The sequence below is a fragment of the Mycobacterium sp. ELW1 genome (assembly GCF_008329905.1).
Classification (GTDB): Bacteria; Actinomycetota; Actinomycetes; order Mycobacteriales; family Mycobacteriaceae; genus Mycobacterium.
On sequence record NZ_CP032155.1, the window covers coordinates 1,298,052 to 1,322,810 of the forward strand.

Genomic DNA, 24,759 nt, shown 5'->3' on the forward strand with positions numbered 1-24,759 from the left:
ATGGCCGATGTCGACGAGTTCTGCTCGACGTCCTTCATCGATGTCGAAGTCCCCGCCAACCGCCTGCTTGGCGATGTCGATGGCGGCTGGCGCATCGCTCAACACATCTTGTCCTGTGAACGCGGACCGATCTTCTGGCAGCGCGGCGCCTGGCTGAGCCACCATCTGGGCATGCTGCTCGGCGTCGCCGATGACGCGAAATCCGAAGCGGCACTGGGGGAAGCCTTCCAACTGCTCTGGGGATTTCGGGCTACCTCAAAAGCCACCCAGGACCGAATCGCGCGGGGCGAGCTCCCCGGGGCGGAAGCCTCCGTCGACAAGATCATGATCGCTGCCGCCGATCAAGCGATCTTCGATACGGCCCGCGCGCTGTTGCCCGGCGTCCTCGAAACAGCCGACACTCCCCGCGCCAGGGCCTGGCGGCGGGAGTGGGCCTACTCCCGCGCGGCGACGATCTACGGCGGCACCAGTGAGATTCAGAAGGACATCGTGGCGTCCCGCCTTCTCGGATTGCCCAGGAGCGCGTAGTGGGTCACGTTATCGAAGCCGCCGAACGGAACCTACTGTCGGTGACATTGCGTCGGCTGGCGGAGGACTTCGACGGCGAGGCTCTGTCAATTGCACTCGGCGACTTCGGATTCGACGACCTGTTGGCTGCCGAACCCCGCGAGGCGGTGTCGTCACTATTCGCTGCGATGGGCCGGGCTGGGTCGACGTCGGCAGCATTGCAGGAAGTGCTGCTGTCCCCGCTGCGTGAGGTCGGCCTGGAAAGCTCGGCGGACCTCTGCGTCGTGCTGCCCGCCATCGGCGCGGACTACGTCGGCACCTGTGAGCAGGGCACCGCGGATCTGCGTGGCTTGGTGATCGGTGCCCGCCCGAGTACCGCGGTGTTGCTGGCACCCGTCGTCACCGATGGCGAGACGGCCTGGGTGAGTATCACCGGAACGGACCTGGTGTCGATGCGCTCGGTGCTCGGTCTGGATCCCGCGCTGGCGATGTCGGAGATTACTGGCACTGCTGTACCGGCGACGATTGTCGTGTCGGGATCGGCGGCGACCACCGCCTGGGGGGCGGTGGCCAGCGCGGGCCGGCGTGCGCTGGGATATCAGATTTCGGGTGCGGTCGGCCAGATGATTGATCTGGCGGTCGCCCACGCCCGCGACCGCGTGCAGTTCGGCCGACCAATCGGCAGCTTCCAAGGTGTGCGCAATCGGCTCGCCGATGCCTATGTCGCGCGTCACGTCGCAGACGCGGCCCTTGATCTGGCCTGGGAGGCCGACAATGAATATCTGGCTGCGATGTTGGCGAAATCGCTGGCCGGGCGGGCGGCGCGGATCGCGGCAACCCACTGCCAGCAAGTACTGGCCGGCATCGGCTTCACCGCTGAGCACCCGTTCCACCGATTCCTCGCCCGCGCCCTCGTACTCGACACCGTGCTGGGCTCGGCCGCGGAATTGCCGGCATCGATCGGGGCGCAGCTGGTATCGGCAGGGAGCATCCCCGGCTGGTCGAATTGTGACCGCCGACAACAGGTTCTCGACGGTTACCGGGCCTGCGGTGACAGTGCAGCGCGATGGGACCGTGGCGGTGGTGACGCTGGCGCGCCCAACGAAGGCCAACGCGATGGACGGCGAAATCACCGACGCCCTGCTCGAGACCGTCCGCACGCTGAGCACCGACCGCTCGGTGCGCGCCATGGTGCTCACCGGTGACGGTTCGGCATTCAGCGCAGGTGGCGACGTCGAGACGATTCGTGCGATGCGAGACGACCGGACAGTGCGTGGCACGGTGCTGGGCGCGCACCAGGATCTGTTCTGGGCGATGACGCGGCTGCCATTTGCGACCGTGGCAGCGGTGAACGGCCCAGCGGTCGGTGCTGGCGTGACCGTCGCACTGCTGTGCGATTTGGTGGTGATGGCGCACGACGCGTTCCTGTCGGACCCGCGGGTCTCGCTGGGTCTGCTCGACGGGGCGGGCGGAATCGTTCTGTGGCCGCTGCTGACCAGCTTGTCGGCGGCGAAGGAATTTCTGCTGCTCGGCGACCGCGTGACGGGTGCTGAGGCTCATCGATTAGGACTGGCGAATCGCACGGTGCCCGCTGCCGAGACGCTCGCGGAGTCGCTGCGCCTGGCCCATCGCCTGGCGGAGCTGCCGGCACCGGCGGTCCGAGAGATGCGACGGCTGTTGAACTCACACATCGAACGCGCAGCGACGGTGCTTGATGAGTGTGCGCGTGCCGAGATCGAATGCTTCGACACCGAGGAACATGGTGTCTTGCTCGACCAGTTGAGCGCGAAAGTGGCCGCCGGCACGGGAGGAAGTCGTGGTGGCCGCTGATTCGCGTGTCGCATTGGTCACCGGGGGTACCCGCGGGCTAGGCCGGGCGGTCACCGCCACGTTGGCCCAGTCCGGAGTAGCGGTGGCCGCCGCGTTCGCCCACGACGGCGACGCCGCACACGCGGTGCAGGACGCCTGCCAGTCCTCGGGTGGCACGGTGAGCGTGCACCAGGCTGATGTCGGTGACCCCGCCTCTTGTCAGCGCCTCGTCGATGACGTGCTCGACCGGCATGGACGCCTGGACTACCTGGTCAACAATGCCGGCATGGTGGTTGAGCACCGCTACGGCGAAGTGAGCGTTGACGAGTGGCAGCGGCACCTGGCAGTCAACCTGTCATCGGCGTTCTTTCTCACCCAAGCCGCCCTCGGCCAAATGATCGAGCGCGGCTTCGGTCGGATCGTCAATATCGGCTCGGTGTCGGCGCTGTTGGGAAGCCCGGTTCAGATCCCTTATGCCGCAGCGAAAGCGGGGATTGTCGGTCTGACCCGGTCCACCGCGCGCGTCGTTGGCCGCAAGGGGATCACCGTGAACTGTGTAATCCCCGGCAGTTTCGACACCGACCTTTCGCAGACGCTGACGTTCACCTCTCGTGAAGCGGTGACCGCCATGATCCCGATCGGCCGGTGGGGACGGCCCGAAGAACTTGCCCACGCGGTGGCGTTCCTGCTCGACGACCTGGCCTCCTACATCACCGGCGCGGTGCTCACCGTCGACGGCGGGATGAGCATGGGCGGATGACCGCGATGAGCTCACCGTTGACGGCCGCTGGCATCGTCGCACCCGGCATTCCGGCCGACCGATGTGAGGAATACCGGCGGCTCGGATACGTCAGTGACATGACGATGAGCGCCTCGGTCCGCCGGGCCGCCAGGCAATGGGGTTCTCGCCCCGCCCTCATCGAGGCGACCCACGAGCTGAGCTATCAGCAGCTACTCGACTCCGTCGAGCGCATCGCGGCATGGCTGGCCGCTGCCGGGGTCGGGCCGGGCGACGTGGTGTGCTGGCAGACGCCGAACTGGTGGGAGGCCCACGTCCTCGGTCTGGCGATCTGGCATGTCGGCGCGGTGAGCAGCCCGATCGCCCCGTTCTATCGCGAACACGAGTTGCGCCAGGTCGTCGAACAGGTGCGCCCAGCGCTCGTTGTTGCGGCGGCGTCGTTCCGCGGTTTCGCCCATGCTGAAGCGTTCGATGATCTGCTCGCCGACGTGGGGCTCGGCGGGATTCCGAAAATTGTGCTGCGCGGGCTCCGTTCGGGGTGGACGCCTTTCGAAGATGTCGTCTCGTGCAGCCGGCGTGAGGAGTCGCGCGCCACCGCGGCCGATGAACCATGTCTGGTGCTGTTCACGTCGGGAACCACGTCGAAAGCCAAGGCCGCCGTGCACTCCTCGCGAACGTTGCTGGCCGAGACCCGCCAACTTGCCGACGCGTGGGGATTGGGCTGGGAGGACGTTGCCTACATGCCCGCCCCGTTGCAACACATCACCGGGGTGCTCAATGCGATGACCATCCCGCTGCTGGTGGGCGCTTGCGCGGTGCTAGCCGACCGCTGGGATCCTGAACAGGCGGTAGCTGACATGATGCGACACCGCGTGACGTACTCGGCAGGGGCGACGGTCTTCTTGCAGGAGCTGACCGAGGCTGCTCGCAACGCGCGGATTCGCTTGCCCCTGAGGATGTTCGCGTGCGGCGGCGCGGCCGTGCCCCGCGCGGTGATGGAGCGCAGTGAAGAGCAGGGCATCCCGGCCGCGCGGGTCTATGGCATGACCGAGCTGCCGACCGTCACGGTGATGAACCGCGCTTATCCGTTCGAGATGCGGGCCGATACCGACGGCGCGATCGCACCAGGGGTCGAGGTCCGGGTCGTCGACGATCGATCCCAGACGCTACCAACAGGATTCGAGGGTGAGTTGCTGGTGCGCGGACCGGAACGGATGCTGGGTTACCTCGACCCGGTGGCCAACCAGGCAGCGCTGGATGACGGCGGGTGGTTTCATACCGGAGATGTCGGTGTCGTCGACAGCGAGGGTTTCCTCACCATCACCGGGCGGCTGAAGGACGTCATCAATCGAGGCGGTGAGAAGTTCTCGGCCCGCGACATCGAAGACCTTCTCGTCGCACACCCCGCAGTGCGCCACGCGGCAGTGGTGGCCGGTCCCGACCCGAGATTCGGCGAGGTGCCGGTGGCGTTCATTGTGCTCGGCGGCGGGCAGGTGACCGTGCCGGAGTTGACCGGGCACCTGCACGCCACCGGGTTGGCCCGCCAGAAGACGCCGGTCGCATGGCATTTCGTGGACAGTCTCCCGATGACGCCGTCGGGGAAGGTCAAGAAGTTCGAGCTAGCCGCCGTTGCAGAAGCCGCAGAGAGGGCCACACGCCACCGATGAATCTCGAGCAATTCCGCACGATGCTGGACATCGGAAGCAGCATCGACAGCCGGACGGCTCTGCCGGTAGTCAACCCGAGTTCCCAGCAGATCTTCGGCGGTCAGATCCTTGCGCAACTGGTCGCGTGCGCAGCGCCGGGCAGGACGGTGAAATCGCTGCAGGTCGTGTTCCCCCGCTCGGGGCGCCCTCGCGACCCGCTGTATCTGGACCTCCAGAAAACCCACGACGGCCGCTCGCTGGGAGTGCGGCATGCCAGCGTATTTCAAGACCCACCGCTCGGGGGGCGGCGCATCGTGGCGATCGGATCGATTCTGCTGGACCGCGCCGATGAGGAGTACGACTACCAATTCGATGCAGTACCGACGGCAGATCCGTTGGCGGCCACACCGATTGACTTCGCGGTGGTACCGGGGGAAGCCAGGTTGATCAGTAACGTCGGGCTCGACGACATCAGCGCGGTGCCCGCCGATCTGGCATTCTGGACGCGCTGCCCAGACTTCACCGACACTGCGCTGGCCCGCCCAGTGCTGGCCTATATATCGGACTGGCCGGTGATCGGTACGATCCTCAAAGCCGTGCCCGGACTCAGCCAGCACGACGCGCACGTGCGGCTGCAGACTGGGGTGATCAGCCATTCAATCTGGTTTCACCAACCGTTCGACGCGTCCCAATGGTTGCGTTGGGAAATCCGCGGCCGACGTCTTGTCGGCGGCCGGGGCTTTGGCACCGGCGCGGTGTACACCCAGGCGGGGTCGCTGATCGCGTCGTTCGCCCAGGAGAGCGTCATCAGAAGCTTCGCGTGAGGAGAAGGCAATGACAGCAGAACATTTCGTCCGCTACGAAATCGACGACCGGGTCGCGGTCATCACCCTAGATAGGCCGCAGGCCGCCAACGCTCAGACGCCGGGCATTCTCAAAGACCTCGACGAGGCGTGGCGGCGCGCCGACGAAGACCCCGAGGTCCGGGTGATCGTGTTCGCCACGACCGGCAAGAACTTTTCTGCCGGCCACGATATGTCGGGTAACGATCCCTCGGCCAACGGCCGTCGGCTCGGTCCTACGCGCGCTGACGATGGAACGCTGATCGCAGAGGGCTACTACGACTGGGAGACCCGCGGCTACCTCGACTACGCCAAGCGGTGGCGCGACATTCCCAAACCGACCATTGCCGCCGTGCAGGGCAAGTGCATCGCGGCGGGGCTGATGTTGTGCTGGCCCTGTGACCTCATCGTCGCCGCCGACAACGCACAGTTCTCCGACCCGGTCGCGCTGCTGGGCATCATGGGCGTCGAATACCACGCGCACACATGGGAACTGGGACCGCGAAAAGCGAAGGAGATGCTGTTCACGGCAGGTTCTGTGACCGCACAGGAAGCGCTGCAAACGGGGATGGTCAACCATGTCGTCCCAGTAGAGGAGCTCACCACATTCACCCTGCAGCTCGCCCATCGCATCGCCCAAACCGACCCCTGGGCCTTGCGGCTGGCCAAGCGCGCGGTCAATCACACGCTCGACACCATGGGTTTCTCGAACGCGATCGCGGCGTGCTTCGACATGCATCACCTGGGCCACACCCGGGCATTGGCGGCCACCGGTGGACAGACCGTGGTGATGGCCGACCTGGAGCGGATGAAAGCGGCGGGCCGCGCCACGTGAGCAGGTTCTGGGCGGCTGCCGGTGGCACCGGGTCGGTTGGCTAATGGAGCCGACGGCGGTGGAGACCGTGGCTGCCATCACCCCAGCGTGGACGACGGCGCTTCTTGCGCAGAACGGTGTTCCCGCTACTGTTGCAGCCGTGACGACCGAACCGGTCGGCACCGGACAGATGGGTTCGTGTCATCGGCTGTTCATCGACTACGCCGCTGGCGATGGCCCAGACCGGCTGATCGTGAAGCTGCCGTCAACCGATCCGGCAAGTCGCGCTGCGGGTCAGCTCGGCTATCGGTGTGAAACGACGTTCTACCGCGAGGTCGCCGATCGGATCCTCGTGAACGTCCCCCGGTGCTATCTTGCCGCGATGAACGAGCGGGGCGACGGTTTCACCCTCGTGCTGGAGGACCTCGCCCCCGCGCATCAGGGCGATCAGATCGCCGGCTGCTCCGTCGATGAGGCGCGTGCGGCCGCAGTCAACGTCGCGGGTTTGCACGCGCCGACGTGGAACGACCCGTCGCTTCGTGAACTCGACTGGCTCATACCAGATCTCACGGCGAATGCAGAATTCGCTGCGCCCTTCCTGGTGGGCGCCACCGAGCAGTTCATAGACCGTTACCCGCTGACCCGGGGCGCCGCGTTGACCTTGTGCCGATTCGCGGAACGATTCGCGGATTGGGCGACGGGGCGACCGGAGCCGTTCGCACTCTTGCACAGTGATTACCGCCTGGACAACCTGCTTTTCGGTCACTCCGACGCGCGGCCGGTGGTGGCCGTCGACTGGCAGGTCGTCATGGTCGGGTCTCCGCTGCGCGATGTCGCCTTCCTCGTCGCGACCGGCCTGTCGACCGAGAATCGTCGCGCCGGAGAGAAGGGAATCGTCGACCGATATCATCGACGCCTCGTCGAGCTGGGAGTCGACAACTACAGCGCCGAACAGTGCTGGGAAGACTATCGCTACGGGTTGTTCCAAGGCCCGTTCATCACCGTATTGGGCGCGTTCGTTGCCCAACCCACCATGCGGGGCGACGAGATGTTCACCGTGATGGCTGAGCGGTCGGCAGCGGCGATCACTGATCTGGATGCGATGTCGCTGCTCTGATGACCTCGATCTCGACGGCGTTTCCGATGTCCTCGCGCGACTGCTCTCTTCGATGAGCGAACGCACGATTCTCGTGACCGGCGGCACAACGGGAATCGGGCCATGGCCGCGCCGAGAGCGTTGCAGCTGCTGTGGCGTTTCCGGCTTCCGACGAAGCAGCTTTCATCACCGCCGCAGTCCTTGACGTCGACGGCGCCGCGGCCGTCGTCGTCGTCGTCAGACTTTGATCACCCTGGAGGAACCGTGCTGAGTCCATTCGACGACTTCCCGATCCACGCCTCGGCCGATCCGATCGCCCATCCCGCAACGGGTGATCTCAACCACTACGACCGGTATTGGTTCAACGGACATCAGCACGATGGCGCGTTCTACTTCGGCGCGGCAATGGGCCATTATCCGGTGCGCGGGATAATCGACGCCGCGTTCAGCGTCGTGCGCGACGGAGTGGAGCACTCGATCTTCGCCTCCGGCGCGATGCCGACCGACCGATCCACCACGATCGGTCCGATCCGCATCGACGTGGTCGACCCGATGCGCACCATTCGTTACGTGGTCGAGCCCAATGAGCACGGCATCACCTGCGATCTGCTCTTCCGCGCAACGACAGTCGCCGTCGAGGAACCCCGGCAGCAGCGACGCACGCCCGAGGGAATCTTGCTCACCGACCACACGCGCCTGACCCAGTGGGGTACGTGGGAGGGCACAGTCACCGTCGACGGCGACGAACTGCAGATCGACCCCGTCGATGTCTCGGGCACACGGGATCGCTCATGGGGCGTACGACCCATCGGCGAGCAGGTGCAGGTCATCCGACAACCCATGCCATTCCAGGTGTTCTGGCTCTGGGCGCCACTGCATTTCGGCGACCGCTTCACTCATTTGGCGGTGCACGAGCACGAAGACGGCAGGCGGTGGCTGGAGACCGCGTTGGTCATCGATCCCATTCCCGACGGCGCACCGGCGTGGAGCAGAGCCGGCGTGCGCGAATGCCACGACATCCGTTACGAACTCGATTGGGAGCCCGGTCGCCGAGAAATCAAACGCGCGCGACTGTGGTTCGAGGACCCCGACGAGGGCGAAGTCTTGATCGAAGTCGAAAAGAAGTTCACCTTCCGCATGCGCGGAATCGGCTATTGGCACCCACAGTGGGGTCATGGAACCATCCACGGCCAACTCGAGACCGGACGTGAGTCGATCAAGCTCGATGACTTCGATCCCACCGACTTCGCCTCGATTCACCTGCAAAACCTCGTCATCGCAACGATGGGCGAGCGCCGCGGCGTCGGCGTCGTCGAGCAGATCGCCATCGGACCCCATCAGCCGAGCGGGTTAACCGGTCTGCTGGACGGGCATCAGGGTTCGACACCTTCCTAGCGACGACTCGTGCGCACGGCTGACCGCCACGAAGTGCGCCCCAAGTCAGCCACGCTGTACCGAGGCGCGGCGCACTACTATGCCCCGCCCGTGGCTGGCGAGCGCGCAGCCCAACCCTGGCGGAAACTGAGTTTCGCGATCAAACGGTTCACAGCGCCGTCGAGTCAGCGCTAACGGTGGGCGAGTAGCGATCGAGTGCGGCGCGGATGGCTGCTTGTGCCAGAGACGCGGCAAGGGAGTGATCTCCGCGGGCGTCTTGGCTGACTGCAGTGGTGAAGTGTGGGCTCAGGTGTGATGCGACGACGGCCCGCAGATCGGGAGGCGTCTCACCGTGTTGTCCGATCGCGCGCCACAGCGTGTCGGCAACCTCGCTGTTGCGGCCGCGCCGATAGGCGTCGATGACATCGGCGAACGCGAGTAGTGGTGGTGAGAGATCGTGTCGGGTCACGAGTTCATGCAGGGTGCGGTGCAGTGTGTCGTTGGCCTGGTGCACGGCCTGGCACAGCTCGGCCAGCCATGCGGGCCACCCCTGGTCGCCAAGCTGCGGCAGCGTCGCCCGGAACGTATCGGACTGTTGGGTCAGCGCGACGGCCAAAAGCTCGTCTCGGGTGGCGAAATGTCGAAAGATCGTGCGCCGACTGACCCCGGCTTCACGCGCGATGTCGTCCACGGTGACGGCCAGACCGTGTGCGGTCAGCCCGGCAACTGCGGCCCGTACCAGGTGCTCGACGGTGGTCTGCCGCTTTTGTTCAACCAGGGTTGTCATAGCCCCCAAGATAGCCGACACTGTTCAGTGACAATGTTGACACTCATGGGTGACATCGTGGCGGCGGCCAGGGTCGCCCCGCTGGCGTCCGCAAACGCGATCGGGTCTGTCCCGGCGTTGCGCGACCTCATTCCCCCGCCGGTGAAGGAGCAATAGTGAGCGGATTAGTGATCATCGAGGCCGCGATCAACGGCACGACACAGAAAGCGATGAATCCATATGTGCCGGTGACGGAGGACGAGATCGTCGCCGACGCGTTGGCCTGTTTCGAGGCCGGGGCTGCGATCGTGCACCACCACATCACCGACTACAACCTCTCCGGCGAGGAGGCAGCTGAGGTGTACCTGGGCATCTGGCGGCGGGTGCTCGCCGAACGGCCCGACGCGCTGTGGTATCCGACGATCAACCTCGGCCCGCCAGCTCAGTGGTATGACCACCTGCCGCCGTTGGCGGCGTCCGGCCTGCTGCGGATGGGGGTCAGCGACCCCGGATCGGTCAACATGGGCGTCGCGATCAACGGGTTGCCCACCGGTGCGTTCGTGTACAGCAACACCTTCGACGACATCGCCCATCAGCTGGAGCTCTGCCGCACCCATCGGCTGGGTCCGAGCCTGGCCATTTACGAACCGGGGTTCTTGCGCACTGTCTTGGCCTACCACGACCGCGGGCAGCTACCGGCCGGCTCATTTCTGAAGCTGTATTTCAGTTCTCCCCGTGGCCTGAGCGGAACCGCATTCGGGTTGCCGCCCAGCCGCACGGCCTTGGCGGCGTATGCGGAGCTCCTCGACGGGACCGGTCTGCCCTGGGCCGCTTCGGCGGTGGGTGATGACCTGGGGCGCAGCGAGTTGTGTCGCGCGGCGCTGGAGGCCGGCGGACATCTGCATGTGGGACTGGAGTTCTATGCCGGGCCGCGCACTCCTACCAATGTCGAGTTGGTCGCCGAGGCGGTCGACGCCGTCGCGGCCGCGGGCCGTCAGATCGCCACCAGCACCGAGGCGGCCGCGCTGCTGGGCCTTCCCCGGCAGGCGGTGGAATCCGCCGCCACGGGGGACCACCATGTCCGGTGAGCCCCGCACGGCCGGTAGACCACGAGTCGGCGGTCACGAACCCGCAGTGCCTGTACACACCGGAAAGGAGCGTGCCGAATGCAGTACGACCTGGTGATTCGTGACGGCACGATCGTCGACGGCTGTGGTGCCGCGCCTCGTCGCGGCGACGTGGCGGTGCGCGGTGGCGTGATCGCAGCGGTCGGCTCGTTCCATGGGGCCGGCTGGCGTGAGATCGACGCGGCGGGGTGGTTGGTCACGCCGGGGTTCATCGACGTGCATACCCATTACGACGGTCAAGCGATTTGGTCGGACCGGCTGAACCCGTCGTCCTCGCACGGTGTGACCACTGCGGTCGTCGGCAACTGCGGGGTGGGGTTCGCGCCCTGCCGAGAAGCCGATCATGAGGTGCTTGTCGATGTCATGGCCGGGGTGGAAGACATTCCGGGGGTGGTGATGACAGAAGGGCTGACGTGGGACTGGGAGACCTTCCCGCAGTTTCTGGATCGGCTCGATGCGGGCCGACGCGATATCGATGTGGCGGCGTTGCTGCCGCATTCGCCGCTGCGGGTCTACGTGATGGGGCCGCGCGGCGCCGCGCGTGAACCGGCCACGGCGGCCGACTTGGCGCAGATGCGGGCGCTGGCTGCCGAGGCGGCCCGGGCTGGGGCGCTGGGCTTGGCCTCCTCGCGGTTGACCAGTCACCGCACCGACAGCGGGCAACCAATCCCCAGTTATGAGGCGGCCGGCACCGAGATCCTCGAAATTGCCCGCGGGATCGCCGACGGCGGCGGCGGATTGATCCAATTCGTGCCGGACCTTCCCGTCGGCGGCTACCACCGGGTCCTGCAGCCGGTGTTCGACGCCGCCCACGCCACGGGCCTCGGGGTCACGTTCACCCTGCTCATCAGCAACGCTGGCGACCCGCTGTGGCAGGAGGCGCTCACCCTGATGGAGCAGGCTAACAGCGCCGGCGGCGAGGTCACCGCCCAAGTGTTTCCCCGGCCCGTCGGGTTGATGCTGGGCTTGGAATTGACCATGAACCCGTTCAGTTTGTGTCCCACGTACCGCGAGATCGCGCAGCTCCCGCTGGCTCACCGCGTGGCACTCATGCGCAGGCCCGAGGTGCGCGCCAAGATCCTGGCCGACCACCCTAGCGACGCCGCCTCCAATCCGCTGTTCCACCTCGGGCGAGCCTGGGAATGGATTTTTCCGATCGACGACCGCGCCAACTACGAACCCGACCGCGCCGACAGCATCCTGGCTCGGGCGTCCGCACGAGGCGTCACGCCGCTGGAAGAGGCCTACGATCGGTTGCTCGACGACGACGGCCACGCCATGCTGCTGGGCGCCATGGCCAACTTCACCGACACCTCACTCGATACCGTCGGCACGCTGATCCGTCGTGACGACGTCGTCCTGGGTTTGGGCGACGGCGGAGCCCACTACGGGATGATCTGTGACTCCAGCTATCCGACCTACCTGCTCACGCATTGGTCCCGCGACCGTGATACCGGCCGACTGTCGGTCGCCCAGGCAGTGCAGGAGCTGACCTCGACACCGGCCAAAGTCGCCGGACTGCTCGACCGTGGCCGCATCGCCGTCGGATATAAGGCAGACCTCAACGTCATCGACTATGCCGCGCTGCGCTTGCACCGACCCGTCGTCACCCACGACCTGCCGGGCGGCGGCCGCCGACTCGACCAGGCCGCCACCGGCTACGTCGCCACGATCGTGTCCGGCGAAGTGATCGCCGAGCACGACGTACCCACTGACGCCCGACCCGGCCGACTTGTCCGCGGTCGCCGGCCCGCCCCAACCTGATCCGGCGCGGGCGCGCTCGCGGCTCGGCTATTTCGGCGGCATCCTGATGCCGCCGTCCACCCGGACGATCTCGGCGTTCATGTACGAGTTGGTCACCAGCTCGACGATCATTGAGGCCAATTCGTCGGGGCTACCCAGACGCCGGGGAAACAGCACGGATTCGCCCAGCTTGGCCTTGAAGACTTCGGCCTCCTCGCCGTCCCCGTAGATCGGCGTGTCGATCAGTCCGGGCGCGATGGTGTTGACGCGGATGCCGACCGCGGCGAGGTCGCGAGCCACGGGCAGTGTCATGCCCACCACGCCGCCCTTGGACGACGAGTAGGCGGCCTGTCCGATCTGGCCGTCGAAGGCGGCGACGCTGGCCATCGACACGATCGCACCGCGTTCACCGTTGTCCAATGGATCGGTGCGACTCATCGCGGTCGCAGCCAGCCGGATGCAGTCGAAGGTGCCGATCAGATTGACCGCGATGATCTTCTTGTAGGCGTCGAGATTGTGCGCCGACGCGAACTGGCCGTCCCGGCCGATGGTGCGGCGGGCCCCGCCGATACCGGCGGAGTTGACCAGCACGCGCAGCGGGCCCAGGTCAGTTGCCGTGTTGACGGCTGCCTCGATCTCCCCGGTATTGGTGACGTCCACCCGGACGAACGCACCACCGATGTCGTCGGCGAGTTGCGCCCCCCGGTCGCCCTGCAGATCGGCGACGACAACTTTCGCCCCCCGCGCCGCCAACAGCCGCGCCGCCGCCGCGCCGATACCCGACGCGCCACCGGTAACGATCGCACTAGCTCCTGTGATGTCCATGATGCTCACCCGGTCCCGGCTCAGCCGTTGAACTCGGGAGCAGGAAACGGTACGCCCGCCGCGTCACACCAGCGGCTGAGCATCGTCAACATGGTGTCTGGGTTGTAGATGTCTTCCTCGCGCCGCCATTGATGGTTGCCGGCGTATTCGAGCAGCGTCCACGACTCCACCGAATACGGGCCGTTGCCGTCCACGTCGGGCATATCGTTTCCGACGGCGAACGCCACCAATCCGCTCTGCTCGTCGAAGGTGCGCCAGCGCAGGGGATAGCGCATCTGCGGCCACGCCTGCATCGCCGGGATGAACCATTTCTTGATCTCGTCACGCCCATGGGACGTGCCCAGGAAATGCTCGACGTAGAGGGCGTCCTCGGTGAACAGATCGCAGTAGTCATCCCATTGTCCACTTTCTTGGGCGGCGTGGCTGACCGCCATGAAATGGTCGTGCGCACAAGCTAATTCATCTCGCGAATACATCGCTGGTGTCCCTTTCTGATGATGTGCCCCGTTGTAGACCGCGGGCACCGTGGGGAGCAAGGTCGAGGTAGGTCAGCACCCCGGGCGGTGACTGGCACACCGCCGGGATGGCGTTGGTGACCGGAGTGACCGCGACGACGTAGCCGGCGTGGGTGGTATCGCCGAAGTCGGAGGTCAGTGACATATCGACGGTGATGTTGGGTTCGCCCTCGATGACCACCCGATAGACGTCGTCGGGGCCGTACTCGGGAAAGTCCTCGCGGCGCAGCTTGGTGATGTGCTCGATCGCGATGCTCGCCTGCCCGTCGACCATCCCCTTGATCTCGAACGACATGCCCGAGACGGTGCCTTTGGGGATGCGGCCAGAGGCGATATCGAAGTCCGCCTCGGCGTAGATCACCCGGTGCGCCTCGTCGATGCTGTCCAGAGTCACCCCGATCGCGTCGGCCAGCATCGCCACGGTCGGGCCCCAGATGCCCGCGGTCACGCCGGGTGCCAGGATCATCGACGTTGAGGTGTCGGGTTGGCCGAAACCATAAAGCGCCAGCTGCGGGTTATCCCAGGGACCGTAGTTATAGATCTCGAACAGGCGGATCGAGCGGACCTGCTGGGCCACCGTCAGCGGCGCCAACGCAAGTCCGAATCCGGCCCAGCCGGGATCGCCACCGCTGGTGTAGAACGACGCGTTGCCGGCCAGGCATGCCTGTTGCAGACGGTCATAGGCGTTGCCGCTCTTGGCCTTCGGGTAGACCAGCGCCGGGTCGGAGACGTTAACGACGTTCTTGCCGGCGGCCAGGATGCGCGCGCAGTCATCGACGACTTCGTCTTCGCGGCCCATGCTGTTGGCGGCGTAGCAGATACAGTCGGCGTCGCTGTTGATAAGCGCCTCGGCGTCTTGTGTTGCACGCAGGCCGATCGGCGCGACCCCGCACAACTCACCCACGTCGCGGCCGGCCTTTTGAGATGAGGACACCCAGGTGCCGATCAGCTCCAGGTCGGGATGCTTGAGGATATTTTGCACCGCAAGCGCTCCGAGATTGCCGGTTCCCCATTGCACGACTTTGTAGGTCAACGGTGTTCTCCGCTCGCATCACTCAACGTTTAACAACCTGACAAGTGCCTGCCGATCAACTTTGCCGGTAGGCAGCATGGGCACCTCGCTCTCCGCGAGGACGCTCAGGACAGTCGGCACTTTGAACGATGACAGGTTGCTCCGCGCGTGCGCGATGACAACCTCGGGAGACAGTTTCGTGCCTTGAGAAGGCACCACGGCGGCGGCGACGACCTCGCCGCGTACCGGATGGGGCAGGCCGACGACGAAGCTGTGCAGCACCCCGGGCATCGCATCCAGCACGGATTCGACCTCGGCCGGCGACACGTTGGATCCGGCGGTTTTGATGAGGGCGCTGGCGCGTCCGGTGAAGTGCAGATGTCCCGCAGCGTCGAACCATCCGCGGTCACCGGTGGGGTACCAGCCGTCAGCGGTGAACACGTCGTGGCGCTCCTGCTTGTAAATGCCGCTCATCAGCAGTTGGCCGCGCACCTGGATCTCGCCGTCCTGGCCAGGGGGCAATTCGCCACCGGTGGCGTCGACGATCCGGTGCGCGACCACGCCCGGCAACGGGATTCCGAAGGAGCCCCGCCGCTCGGGGGTAGGGGAGTATCGGGGACCTCGACCATGGTGTGCGGGCCACCGGTCTCGGTCATCCCGAGCAGGTTGGGGGTTAGCTCGGGCTCGCTGGGCCGGCGTTCCGGCGGCAGGGCCTGCACCATGGTGCCGCCTCGCACGCTCGAAAGGTCGCGCTTGGCGAAGTCGGGGTGATCGGCCATCGCTTGACTGGCCTGCGCCCAGCAGGAGATGAAAGTGGCTCGCTCCCGCTCGAGCAGCGCCAGCGTGGCACCGGGTTCGAAGACGTCCTGGGCCAGGACGGTCGCACCGGTGCACAGCGCCTGCAGCACTGCCATCGTCAGGCCGCCGACCCAAAAGAAGGGCATTGGGGAGTAGATGCGGTCGGCCGCAGTGACGCCGCGGTGCCGCGCCAGGATGGCGGCGTGGCGCACCAGACTGCCATGGGTGTGCGCCACCGATTTAGGCAGCGCCGTCGTCCCGGAGGTAGTGACGAGGACCAGCTCGTCGGATGGGCGGACCTCCTGCTCGGCTGAATCGGCCAGGGACACCGCCGGTTTCGCCGGGCGCGGCCACGGTGTTGCCCACGACCGATCGCAGTCAGGCCACACGTGTACTCGCCGCAGATATGGGACGGCGGCCAGGGTGATCGCCGGTTCGCCGTCGGCGAGCCCGGGCAGGGCTTCGGCGAGTCGGTCGACGAGGTCGCGGCCCGCGATCGAGCGGCCCATCAGTAACACGTGGGTGTCTGTGTGCCGCAGCAGCCGTGCCAGTTCTACGCCGGGGGCGAAGGTCGACAGCGGAACGGTCAGGGCCCCGATGCGGGCCGCCGCCAACCAGGAGATGAGCCACTGAGCGCAGTTCGAGAACAGAATGCCGACCCGCGTGCCCTTTCCCACCCCACTGGCCAACAGTGCTTCGGCCAGGGTCCGTGACTGCGCGTCCGCTTCGGCGAAACTCAGTCGCTCGTTGTCGGTGACCAGGAATTCGCCGTCGGCGTGCGCACGCCGAATCGCCAGCACTTCGGGAATGCTGCCCGGCAGCGCATCGTGCGCCGCAGCCATCAACGGACGCGTACCGGGATATGGGAATAGCCGGCCACGTTGGACATCGTGACCCGTTGCAGCCCGTCGGTGTCGACATCGAACCGCGGCCAGTGTTCGCGCAGCTGTTGCAGCGCGACCCGGGTCTCCAGGCGGGCCAGCCAGGACCCGAGACAACTGTGTGCGCCGTAGCCGAACGCCAGGGTGGTGGCGCCGCCGCGTTTGATGTCGAATTCGTCGGGCCGGTCGTAAGCGCGGGGGTCGCGTGTCGCGGCGCCGGTGACCAGCAGTGTCGGCGATCCTGCCGGGATGGTGCCGCCCTCGAGTTCGACGTCTCGGGTGGTGAACCTCCCCTGGTATTGCGACGGCGGATTGAGCCGGAGCATCTCCTCGATCGCACCCGGGATCAGGCCGGGGTCGGCGAGCACCAGCTCCCACTGGTCGGGATTGTGGTGAAAAGCCATGGTGCCGTTGCCCATTAGCTTGGTGACTGTCTCACTGCCCGCTGCGGCCAACAACACCGAAAAGGTGCCGATGTCCTCGTCGGTGAGCCGGTGTCTCTGCCCCTCGTCGTCATCGTAGGTTGCGGTCACCAGCCGGCTGATGATGAGGTCGTCGGGTCGGCGGCGCTTCTCGCGAGCCAGCTCCAGGAAGTACTCGCCCATCGCCATCGAGGCCGCCACTCCGCTTTCGGTGGCGAACGGGTTGTTCTTTTCGCGGTGCAGGAACTCGTCGGTCCAGAGCCGGATCTGTTGGCGTTCCCCCGGCGGGACACCGAGCATGGAGGAGATGATCTCCACGGGGAACAGTGCGGCGAAATCCGCCACCAAATCGAACTCGGTTCTTCCTGCTAGCGCCTCGACGTGGGAGGTGACGACGTCGGTCACCAGCGGCTCGAGGTTGGCGATCGCGGCCTTGGTGAACACCTGGCGCACCAGCTTACGTAGCCGCTCGTGCTCGGGAGGATCCAACAGGATCAACATGTTGAGGCTGTCGAACCTCTGGCGCATCGACAACGCATCCAGGGTCACACCGTAGGCGCTGCTGAAGGTCTCCCAGTCCCGGTGCGCGGCAACCACATCCGCATTGCGGGAAAGGGCATAAAAGTCCCATCGGTTGCTGTAGTACACCGGCGCCTCATCACGCATCCAGCGGTAGGTGGCATACGGATCGTCGAAGAAGCTGTCGGAGTAGGGGTCGAACTCCATCGGGGCTGAGCCCTCGCGCACGGTGGCTGGTGCGGCGCCTTGATCGGTCGACATCTCAGGCATGCATCCGCATCATGGTCGACAGGGTGCCGCCCATCACCATCGCGACCTCGTCGTCGCTCAGTTCGGGATGGCGGTCGGCGAAGCTCAGCGGGTCGGCCAGACCCTCGGGATGGGGGTAGTCCGAGCCGAAGAAGATGTGGTCGATCGGGACCAGTTTGGCAAGCTCGGCCACGTTCTCTTCCCAGAACGGGTTGAAGTAGATGCAGCGCCGGATCGCTTCCAGCGGATCCTCGCCATAGAGCTGGGGCATCTTCTTGCGGGTCTCGCTGAGGTTCTCCAAAAGCCTGGGCAGCCAGGTGGTTCCGTTCTCCACCATGCCGATCCGGAGCTCGGGGAATCGGGTCAGCAACCCGTGACACGCCAGCGCCGCGACGGCGTCTTCGGCGGGGTTGCGTGCCAGCGAGTAGTAGGACCGGAACGGCGAGGGCTGGAAGGGTCGGAATTCTCCCGAGCCCTCCCAGTCGTTGGCGTATCGGGCGTACCCGCTGTCGGAGGCGTGCATGATGACCAGCACGTCGGTCTCGACGACACGCTTCCAGAACGGATCGAACTCGGGCAGCGCAAATGACCGCGAACCGTGCAGCCCCGGGACCGGCGCCGGCCGGATGAGGACTGCACGGGCTCCACGCTCGACCACCCAGTTCAGTTCGTCGATCGCCTTGTCCACGATGGGCAAGGTGATGATCGGCGTGGTGAAGATGCGGCTCTTGTAGTCGAAATTCCAGGTTTCGTGCAGCCATTCGTTGAGTGCGTGAATGATCGTGTGGGTCGCCTCGGGGTGGTCGCGGAAGCGTTCCTCGACCAGGCTTGCCAGTGTCGGGTACATCATCGACATGTCGATGCCCTGCTCGTCGAGCAGCGCCAGTCGGGGCCCCGGCTCACGCATCGCGGGTGTGGCATCGATCGCCTTGCCGAGGATCTCGCGGTGTGACTTGCCTTCGGGGTTGCCGTTATGGAAGTAATCCTCCTGGGCCCCCGGCGCGGCGACCTTGTCGAACGTCGGATTCGGGATGTAGTCGCTGATCTGGCCCAGCGTGGCGATCTTGGTGCGCCCGTCGACTTCGACGTAACGGACCGCGCCGTGGTACTCCGGCGGCAGGAACTTGGTCAGTGCATCCCGGGTCTCATACATGTGGTTGTCACCGTCGAAAACCGTGAATCCCAACTTGTCTGTCATCGAACTCCTCCTTGTGCCGACCGCCTCTTCACACGATGCGGTGGTTGCGTCCGGTGCCACTCCACCTCAGAGCAGGCCGTGTGCTGTTTTACTCTAGCATCGAGTGCGTTAAAAGAGGATATGCGTTTCCTTTTTTGCTAGGTTGCCCCTTTGATAGAGGTAATGTCGCTTTCCGCACCGCATTCGGCTCGCAGCAGCGAGACAGCAGTGGTGCCCGCATCACGAGGAGGACCGATGGATCTGCGGCTGAGCGAGGAGCAACGCGCGGTCCGGGACACCTTCGCGGCGTTTTTCCGCAAGGAGTCCACGCCGCAGCGGGTCCGCGCGGCCGAGGCCACGGGTTTCGATGAGCTGTTGTGGCGCCGCTACGCCGATTTGGGGGCCCTGGGCATCGGCGTTCCCGCGGACTGCGGCGGCGCCGACGGGGGCTTGCTGGAACTCGCGTTGGTGGCCGAGGAAGCGGGCCGGCGACTGGCTCCCATACCGTTCGTCGAGACCGCAGCCGCGGCTCGGCTGCTCGGTCGGTTGCGGGAAAAGCAGCTGCTGGGGCCGATTTTGACCGGGTCGAGCATCGTGTCAGTGGCACGAGGGCCGGCGGCGGGCCGCCGGTGGCTCATCGACGGGGCGATCGCCGATGGCGTCCTGGCGCTCGACGGGGAATCCCTGCTTTATCTGGCACGGCCCGATGGAGTCTTGAGAGTTCCCCGACGCAACCTGGGCGGTCTTGCCCTCGGGCGCTGGGACACCACGGGGTGTGAGCGCACACCGTTGGTGGAAGGGCCCGAGGCGTGCGCCTTGTTCGCTACCGCACTCGACGAGGTTCGGGTGCTGCGGGCTGCGGCATTGATCGGGCTGGCGGCCGAGGCGGTCGAGATCGGTGCGGGTTACGCGACCGTGCGGGAGGCGTTTGGGCAGCCGATAGCGATGTATCAGGCGGTCGCCCATCCCTTCGCCGATACGCTCGCCGCCCTCGACGGGGCCCGTTTGCTGGTCGCCAAAACGTGCTGGGCCGTCGACGGCGGGCATGCTGACGCGCCCGCGCTGGCCGCGATGGCGTTCGTGTTCGCTGCCGAGACGGCCTATCAGGCGGCTACGCACAGCCTGCATGTACACGGCGGATACGGCTTCATGGAGGAATACGACATCCAGCTCTACTACCGGCGGGCCAAAGCGTGGGCGGCCGCCTTCGCCGATCCGCGCCGCGAGCTGCTGACGGTGGCTGATCGACGCTTTGGATCCGTCTCTCAGGAGGGCAGGTAAGCATGGATTTTTCCGAGCCGATCAGTTGGCGCGAAATCCGGGGGGAAGCTGAGCATTTCGTCGCCACCCATGTGACGCGCGAATCGATTGAGAACGAACGCCGAACCGGCGACGGTGCGGACCGGGTCCTGACCAGGGAGTTGGGCAAGCGGGGATGGATTGCGCCGGGGTGGCCGGTGACGGAGGGCGGTGCCGGTCTCGACCAGTTCGAGACGGCGGTCCTGCGCGATACGTTGCGCCGCGGCGGGGTGCCGATCAGCGGGCCGGGCACGACGATGCTGCCGGCCAATGCGATCCGGGCTGTCGGATCCCCCGAACTGAAGGCGAGGATCTTGCCGGGCGTGGCCGCCGGCGAGACGCTGATCTGCCTCGGCTACACCGAACCGGCCGGAGGGTCGGATGTCTTCGCCTGCGCCACGCGCGCGCACCGGGACTGCGAGACCTGGATTGTGAACGGCCAGAAGATCTTCACGACGTTTGCGCACTTGGCCGATTACTGTTTCCTGCTGACCCGCTCACAGCCGGGGTCGGCGGGTACTCGCGGCCTGACCATGCTGCTGGTGCCGCTGGACTCCCCGGGGATCGAGATCCAGCCGGTGCACACGATGGGCCATGAGCGCACCAACATCGTGTTCTATAACGACGTGCGGGTCGCCGACGCGAATCGGGTTGGCGAGGCGCACGAGGGATTCGCGGTGATGCGGGCGGCCTTGGAAGCCGAGCAGAACGTCGCGCCCGGCTCCAAAACGAGCTGGGTCGCCGCTGACGCGGTGCAGTTCGCCCGCTCCCAGGTCGGTTCCGACGGTGCGCGGCTGATCGAAGATCCGTTGGTTCGTGAACGCCTGGCGCGTATGACGATCGACGCCGAGGTTGCCGACCTGCTTGATCTGCGGGTGGCGTTTCTGGAAGCCGAGGGCGATCCGCCGGGACCGGTGTCGGCGTTGTTCGGTCCCGAAAGCTACGTCCGGGCGTCGGCGGCCGCGATCGACATCGCCGGAATGGCGGGCATGCTGGACTGGACCGACGCTGAAGCGCCGGTAGACGGCAAACTGGATGCGCACTATCGCAGCGCGGTCGCTACCACGATCTACGGGGGTCCAGCGAGGTGTTGCGCAGCCTGATCGTGGAGAACCGGCTGGGCTTCCCCCGGAGCCGCCCCCGCCGGTGACCTGCCAGGAGGGGCGGTCAGGTGAAGTCGCTGCCGCCGTCGACATTGAGGTGCGCGCCCGTCATGTAGCCGTTCGCGCGGGACGCGCAGAAGGCGATCACCGCGCCCACCTCCTGGGGCAGGCCCAGTCGGCCCAGATCCACCGACATGCCGTGACCGCGCTGCAGCAGCCCGAAGGCGGCGACGGTGTCGTCAGGCTCAATGCCGGCCGACGCCAGTACCGGACGGGCCCAGTCCGTCAGGATCGGGCCGGGGGCGACGGCGTTGACCAAGATGCCGTCGGCCGCCAAGCTTCGCGCGAGATTTTTCGTGACGCTGAGCAGCGCGCTCTTGGCGGCGGTGTAGCTGACCAAGCCCGGCGATTGGTGCTGCACCGACATCGCGGTCACATTGACCACCCGCGCCCAGTTTGCGGCCCGCAGCAGCGGCAGCGCCGCCCGAACGCAGCGCACGACCGAGAGCACACCTTGGTCGAACGCATCAGTCCACCCCACGTCGTCGAGGTCCTCGAAGCGGCCAGCCCCGGCCGGGCCGGCCGCGTTGACCAGCACGTTGAGGGAGCCCCAGCGCGTTTGGACCTCGTCGAAAAGGGCTTCCACATCGGAAACCAAGGCTAAGTCGGCCCGCAACGGCAGCACCTCTGGACAGCCGGCGTCGGTCAGCGCACGCGCGGCTTGTTCAAGCCGGGCCTCGTCTCGTCCGATCAGGCCGACCCGGCAGCCGTCCGCGGCCAGACACAGCGCGGTGGCCAGCCCGATGCCCCGGGTGCCGCCCGAAACCACCGCCGTTGCACCGGCGAAACCGAGATCCATAACGGCGTCGCCTACTTCGGGGCGAACCGCTGGCCGGCGTCAAGTCGGATGGCGCCGCCGTTGAGCATCTGGTTCTCGGCGATGGCCACGGCCAGAGCGGCGTACTCGTCGGGGCGTCCCATGCGGCGGGGAAACGCCGCGTCGCGGGTGAGCGCGCCGGCCATGTCGTCGGGAATCCGCGCGGTGATCCCGGTGGCGAACAGGCTCGGCGCGATCGCGGTGACCCGGATGCCGAGGCTGCCGAGGTCGCGGGCCATCGTCAATGACATGCCGGCGATCCCGGCCTTGGCGGCGGTATAGGCGACCTGGCCGATCTGGCCTTCGAACGCCGCGATCGACGAGGTGTTGACGATGACGCCGCGCTCACCGTCGTCGGGTTCGTTGCGGCTCATGTGAAAGGCCTGCCAGCGGTTGAGATTGAAGGTGCCGATCAGATTGAGATCGATTACCGCCCGGAAGGTGTCCAACGAGTGCGGTCCTGTCTTGGCCAGGGTGCGTTGCGACGTGCCGCCGCCGGCGGTGTTGATCGCGATGTGCACGGACCCCATATCTTCGACCGCAGCCTGCAGCGCCTGTTCGGCACCGTCGCTGTCCAGCACGTCGCAGGGATAGAAGGACGCGCCGAGTTCCTCGGCGACGGCCGGCCCGTCGGAGCCCGGCAGGTCCAAGACGGCGACCCGGGCGCCGAGTCCGACCAGCCGCTCGGCGCTGGCCCGGCCCATCCCTGACGCGCCCCCCACCACCACCGCTGTGCTGCCGTTGATCTTCACGCGGAACCCTCACCCCTACTCATTGATCAGATAACTAGTCCTGTGTTGAGATCGCACTGTACATGTAAGTAGAGGCACGCTCTACTATGTGGGCATACGTTGAGTGCCAACAGCGGAGGTGGTCCGCTTGTCTCGGAGGTGTGATGATCGACGCTCGCAGGGACGAGCTGGCCCAGCGGCCGCTGCCGCAGCCGACGCTGAGCAGTGAGAGGTTCTGGTCCAGCGGGGCTGACGGTCGGCTGCGGATCGCTCGCTGCGCCTCGTGCGGCCATCATCACCATCCGCCGCAGCCGATCTGCCCGGAGTGCCGCGGCACCGATGTGGCGATGGTGCCGGTATCCGGACGGGCGACGGTAGCCGGGTTCACCATCAACCATCAGCAGTGGCTGACCCGATTTCCGCCGCCCTACGTGGTCGCGGTGGTGGCCCTCGACGAGGATCCGTCGGTGCGTCTAACGACCAATATCGTGGGCTGTCAGCCCGACGAGGTCACGATCGGGATGCGGGTCCGTGTCGTATTCGAGCACCACGATCAGCTGTGGATTCCCCTGTTCGAACCGGACCCCGAGGCTACCGATGCTGGGCCGGTTCCCGAGCCGCGAAATCTTACCGCCGCGGTGCGGCCGATGGTGTCGGCCAACAAGTTTGAGGACAAGGTGGCACTGACCGGTGTCGGCGCATCGGCGATTGGCCGGCGCCTGATGGTCGATCCGCTGTCGCTGACGATCACCGCGTGCCTGCGCGCCGTCGAGGACGCCGGGTTGTCCCTCGACGAGATCGACGGCCTGGCAACCTATCCGGGCGGGTACGCCGGTGGAATGGCCGAGGGCGGCATTACCGCCGTGGAGGAGGCGCTGCGGATTCGGCCCAGCTGGATCAGCGGCGGCGGCGAAACTCCGGGACCGACCGGCAGCATCGTGTCGGCCATGCTCGCCGTCGCCGCAGGCCTATGCCGCCACGTACTGTGCTTCCGCACCGTATGGGAGGCGACGTACACCGAACTTGTGCGCAGCGGCAAGATCCGGGCTGGCGGCGGACGGGCGTCCGGCATGTTCGAGTGGCGCTCACCGTTCGGTGCGATGTCGGCCGCGAACTGGATCGGCGTGAATGCCTCGCACTACTTCTGGCGGTACGGCGGGGACCGGGCATCGACGCTGGCGCCCATCGCGCTGACCGCCCGGGCCAATGCCGCCCGCAACCCCGCTGGCGCCCATCGCGCTGACCGCCCGGGCCAATGCCGCCCGCAACCCCGCGGCGATCTATCGCGATCCGTTGACCCTCGATGACTACCTCGACGCGCGGATGATCAGCTCGCCGTTCGGCCTGTACGACTGCGACGTCCCCTGCGACGGCGCCATCGCGGTCGTGGTGTCATCCGTCGACACCGCAGCCGACCGGCCCAAAACCTCGGTGCTTGTCGAGGCAGTGGGCACTCAGGTGGTCGACCGAATCTCCTGGGATCAGGACACGCTGACCCACGAACCGCAAGTATGGGGTCCAGCGGCGCATCTGTGGACCAGGACCAGCCTGCGGCCCGACGATGTCGACGTCGCCCAGCTCTACGATGGGTTCACGTTTAATGCCGTCTCCTGGCTGGAGGCTCTGGGCTTCTGCGGCATCGGGGAGGCGGCCGACTTTCTCGACGGGGGCGCAACGATCGCACTCGACGGTGCGTTGCCGCTCAATACACATGGTGGCCAGCTCTCCGCTGGACGCACCCATGGCTTCGGCTTCGTCGCCGAAGCCATCGCGCAGCTGCGCGGGGAGGCCGCCGGCCGCCAAGTCACCGACGCCCGCGTGGCGGTGGTGACGACCGGGGGTGGAACACCCGGGGGGCAATGCTGTTACGGCGAGGGGATTGAGGGCC

Annotated in this window: 23 protein-coding genes and 1 pseudogene; 14 read left to right on the forward strand and 10 right to left on the reverse strand. The window is 66.4% G+C overall.

Translation table 11 applies throughout. The annotated features are described in order from the left end of the window. The 9 genes from D3H54_RS32325 to D3H54_RS06095 all read left to right on the forward strand — a co-directional run bounded on the left by D3H54_RS32325 (position 1) and on the right by D3H54_RS06095 (position 8,848). Positions 1 to 528 carry an acyl-CoA dehydrogenase family protein gene (locus D3H54_RS32325; protein ID WP_502707757.1) on the forward strand — a complete coding sequence of 176 codons (528 nt, stop codon included), beginning with the start codon at positions 1 to 3 and terminating at the stop codon, positions 526 to 528. Beyond that, complete coding sequence (locus D3H54_RS06060) at positions 528 to 1,712, forward strand: acyl-CoA dehydrogenase family protein (protein ID WP_286199128.1); 1,185 nt, start codon at positions 528 to 530, stop codon at positions 1,710 to 1,712. The genes D3H54_RS32325 and D3H54_RS06060 overlap by 1 nt, the downstream gene beginning before the upstream one ends. After that, positions 1,624 to 2,337, forward strand: coding sequence for an enoyl-CoA hydratase/isomerase family protein (locus D3H54_RS06065; protein WP_286199129.1), 714 nt, complete (start codon positions 1,624 to 1,626; stop codon positions 2,335 to 2,337). Before D3H54_RS06060 ends, D3H54_RS06065 begins: the two co-directional genes overlap by 89 nt. After that, positions 2,327 to 3,076 carry an SDR family NAD(P)-dependent oxidoreductase gene (locus D3H54_RS06070; protein ID WP_149378291.1) on the forward strand — a complete coding sequence of 250 codons (750 nt, stop codon included), beginning with the start codon at positions 2,327 to 2,329 and terminating at the stop codon, positions 3,074 to 3,076. The genes D3H54_RS06065 and D3H54_RS06070 overlap by 11 nt, the downstream gene beginning before the upstream one ends. Then, positions 3,073 to 4,722, forward strand: coding sequence for an AMP-binding protein (locus tag D3H54_RS06075; RefSeq protein ID WP_149378292.1), 1,650 nt, complete (start codon positions 3,073 to 3,075; stop codon positions 4,720 to 4,722). The genes D3H54_RS06070 and D3H54_RS06075 overlap by 4 nt, the downstream gene beginning before the upstream one ends. Further along, a complete protein-coding gene (locus tag D3H54_RS06080; RefSeq protein WP_149378293.1) occupies positions 4,719 to 5,525 on the forward strand; it encodes an acyl-CoA thioesterase in 807 nt (268 codons plus the stop codon). The genes D3H54_RS06075 and D3H54_RS06080 overlap by 4 nt, the downstream gene beginning before the upstream one ends. A 10-nt stretch (positions 5,526 to 5,535) precedes the next feature. After that, a complete protein-coding gene (locus D3H54_RS06085; protein WP_149378294.1) occupies positions 5,536 to 6,378 on the forward strand; it encodes an enoyl-CoA hydratase in 843 nt (280 codons plus the stop codon). A 139-nt stretch (positions 6,379 to 6,517) separates the two neighbouring features. Then, entirely contained in the window at positions 6,518 to 7,474 is a 957-nt protein-coding gene (locus D3H54_RS06090; RefSeq protein ID WP_168214790.1) for a phosphotransferase, read from the forward strand. 243 nt (positions 7,475 to 7,717) lie between these two features. Continuing rightward, a complete protein-coding gene (locus D3H54_RS06095; protein ID WP_149378296.1) occupies positions 7,718 to 8,848 on the forward strand; it encodes an Rv3169 family protein in 1,131 nt (376 codons plus the stop codon). A 148-nt stretch (positions 8,849 to 8,996) separates the two neighbouring features. Here the strand turns inward: D3H54_RS06095 and D3H54_RS06100 are convergent, their stop codons facing one another. Further along, on the reverse strand, positions 8,997 to 9,614 hold the full coding sequence (locus D3H54_RS06100) for a TetR/AcrR family transcriptional regulator (RefSeq protein WP_149378297.1): 618 nt from the start codon (positions 9,612 to 9,614) through the stop codon (positions 8,997 to 8,999). Positions 9,615 to 9,769: 155 nt separating this feature from the next. On the opposite strand from D3H54_RS06100, the gene D3H54_RS06105 reads away from it, so the two are divergent. Next, complete coding sequence (locus tag D3H54_RS06105; RefSeq protein ID WP_149378298.1) at positions 9,770 to 10,681, forward strand: beta-keto acid cleavage family enzyme; 912 nt, start codon at positions 9,770 to 9,772, stop codon at positions 10,679 to 10,681. A gap of 78 nt (positions 10,682 to 10,759) precedes the next feature. Beyond that, positions 10,760 to 12,484: an N-acyl-D-amino-acid deacylase family protein gene (locus D3H54_RS06110; RefSeq protein WP_149378299.1), complete on the forward strand. Its 1,725-nt coding sequence runs from the start codon at positions 10,760 to 10,762 to the stop codon at positions 12,482 to 12,484. Positions 12,485 to 12,511: 27 nt separating this feature from the next. Here D3H54_RS06110 and D3H54_RS06115 read toward each other — a convergent pair whose 3' ends face one another. From D3H54_RS06115 to D3H54_RS06140, 7 genes are read right to left on the reverse strand one after another with little or no spacing between them, the layout of a single operon-like run. Further along, positions 12,512 to 13,288: an SDR family NAD(P)-dependent oxidoreductase gene (locus D3H54_RS06115; protein WP_149378300.1), complete on the reverse strand. Its 777-nt coding sequence runs from the start codon at positions 13,286 to 13,288 to the stop codon at positions 12,512 to 12,514. Between the two features lie 20 nt (positions 13,289 to 13,308). Beyond that, positions 13,309 to 13,722 (reverse strand): nuclear transport factor 2 family protein, encoded by a 414-nt coding sequence (locus D3H54_RS06120; RefSeq protein WP_168214791.1) that lies wholly within the window; start codon positions 13,720 to 13,722, stop codon positions 13,309 to 13,311. Between the two features lie 25 nt (positions 13,723 to 13,747). Beyond that, complete coding sequence (locus tag D3H54_RS06125) at positions 13,748 to 14,836, reverse strand: NAD(P)H-dependent amine dehydrogenase family protein (protein ID WP_149378302.1); 1,089 nt, start codon at positions 14,834 to 14,836, stop codon at positions 13,748 to 13,750. An 18-nt stretch (positions 14,837 to 14,854) separates the two neighbouring features. Beyond that, positions 14,855 to 15,376 (reverse strand): class I adenylate-forming enzyme family protein, encoded by a 522-nt coding sequence (locus D3H54_RS31670; RefSeq protein WP_286199130.1) that lies wholly within the window; start codon positions 15,374 to 15,376, stop codon positions 14,855 to 14,857. Beyond that, positions 15,289 to 16,455 (reverse strand): AMP-binding protein, encoded by a 1,167-nt coding sequence (locus D3H54_RS06130; protein WP_286199131.1) that lies wholly within the window; start codon positions 16,453 to 16,455, stop codon positions 15,289 to 15,291. Before D3H54_RS06130 ends, D3H54_RS31670 begins: the two co-directional genes overlap by 88 nt. Next, a complete protein-coding gene (locus D3H54_RS06135) occupies positions 16,455 to 17,696 on the reverse strand; it encodes a cytochrome P450 (RefSeq protein ID WP_149383367.1) in 1,242 nt (413 codons plus the stop codon). The genes D3H54_RS06130 and D3H54_RS06135 overlap by 1 nt, the downstream gene beginning before the upstream one ends. Position 17,697: 1 nt before the next feature. Next, positions 17,698 to 18,882, reverse strand: coding sequence for an amidohydrolase family protein (locus D3H54_RS06140; RefSeq protein WP_149378303.1), 1,185 nt, complete (start codon positions 18,880 to 18,882; stop codon positions 17,698 to 17,700). Between the two features lie 234 nt (positions 18,883 to 19,116). Between D3H54_RS06140 and D3H54_RS06145 the strand changes: the two genes are divergently transcribed. Both D3H54_RS06145 and D3H54_RS06150 read left to right on the forward strand, forming a co-directional pair. After that, entirely contained in the window at positions 19,117 to 20,142 is a 1,026-nt protein-coding gene (locus tag D3H54_RS06145) for an acyl-CoA dehydrogenase family protein (protein WP_149378304.1), read from the forward strand. Positions 20,143 to 20,144: 2 nt separating this feature from the next. After that, complete coding sequence (locus D3H54_RS06150; RefSeq protein WP_286199132.1) at positions 20,145 to 21,263, forward strand: acyl-CoA dehydrogenase family protein; 1,119 nt, start codon at positions 20,145 to 20,147, stop codon at positions 21,261 to 21,263. 64 nt (positions 21,264 to 21,327) lie between these two features. On the opposite strand, the gene D3H54_RS06155 is transcribed toward D3H54_RS06150, so the two are convergent. Then, the gene (locus D3H54_RS06155) at positions 21,328 to 22,122 is read right to left on the reverse strand and encodes an SDR family NAD(P)-dependent oxidoreductase (protein ID WP_149378305.1); all 795 of its coding nucleotides are present in this window, start codon (positions 22,120 to 22,122) and stop codon (positions 21,328 to 21,330) included. Between the two features lie 11 nt (positions 22,123 to 22,133). Further along, positions 22,134 to 22,892, reverse strand: coding sequence for an SDR family NAD(P)-dependent oxidoreductase (locus D3H54_RS06160; RefSeq protein ID WP_149378306.1), 759 nt, complete (start codon positions 22,890 to 22,892; stop codon positions 22,134 to 22,136). 143 nt (positions 22,893 to 23,035) lie between these two features. Between D3H54_RS06160 and D3H54_RS06165 the strand changes: the two are divergent. Beyond that, positions 23,036 to 24,754 (forward strand): annotated as a pseudogene (locus D3H54_RS06165) (thiolase C-terminal domain-containing protein). Positions 24,755 to 24,759: the final 5 nt, after the last annotated feature.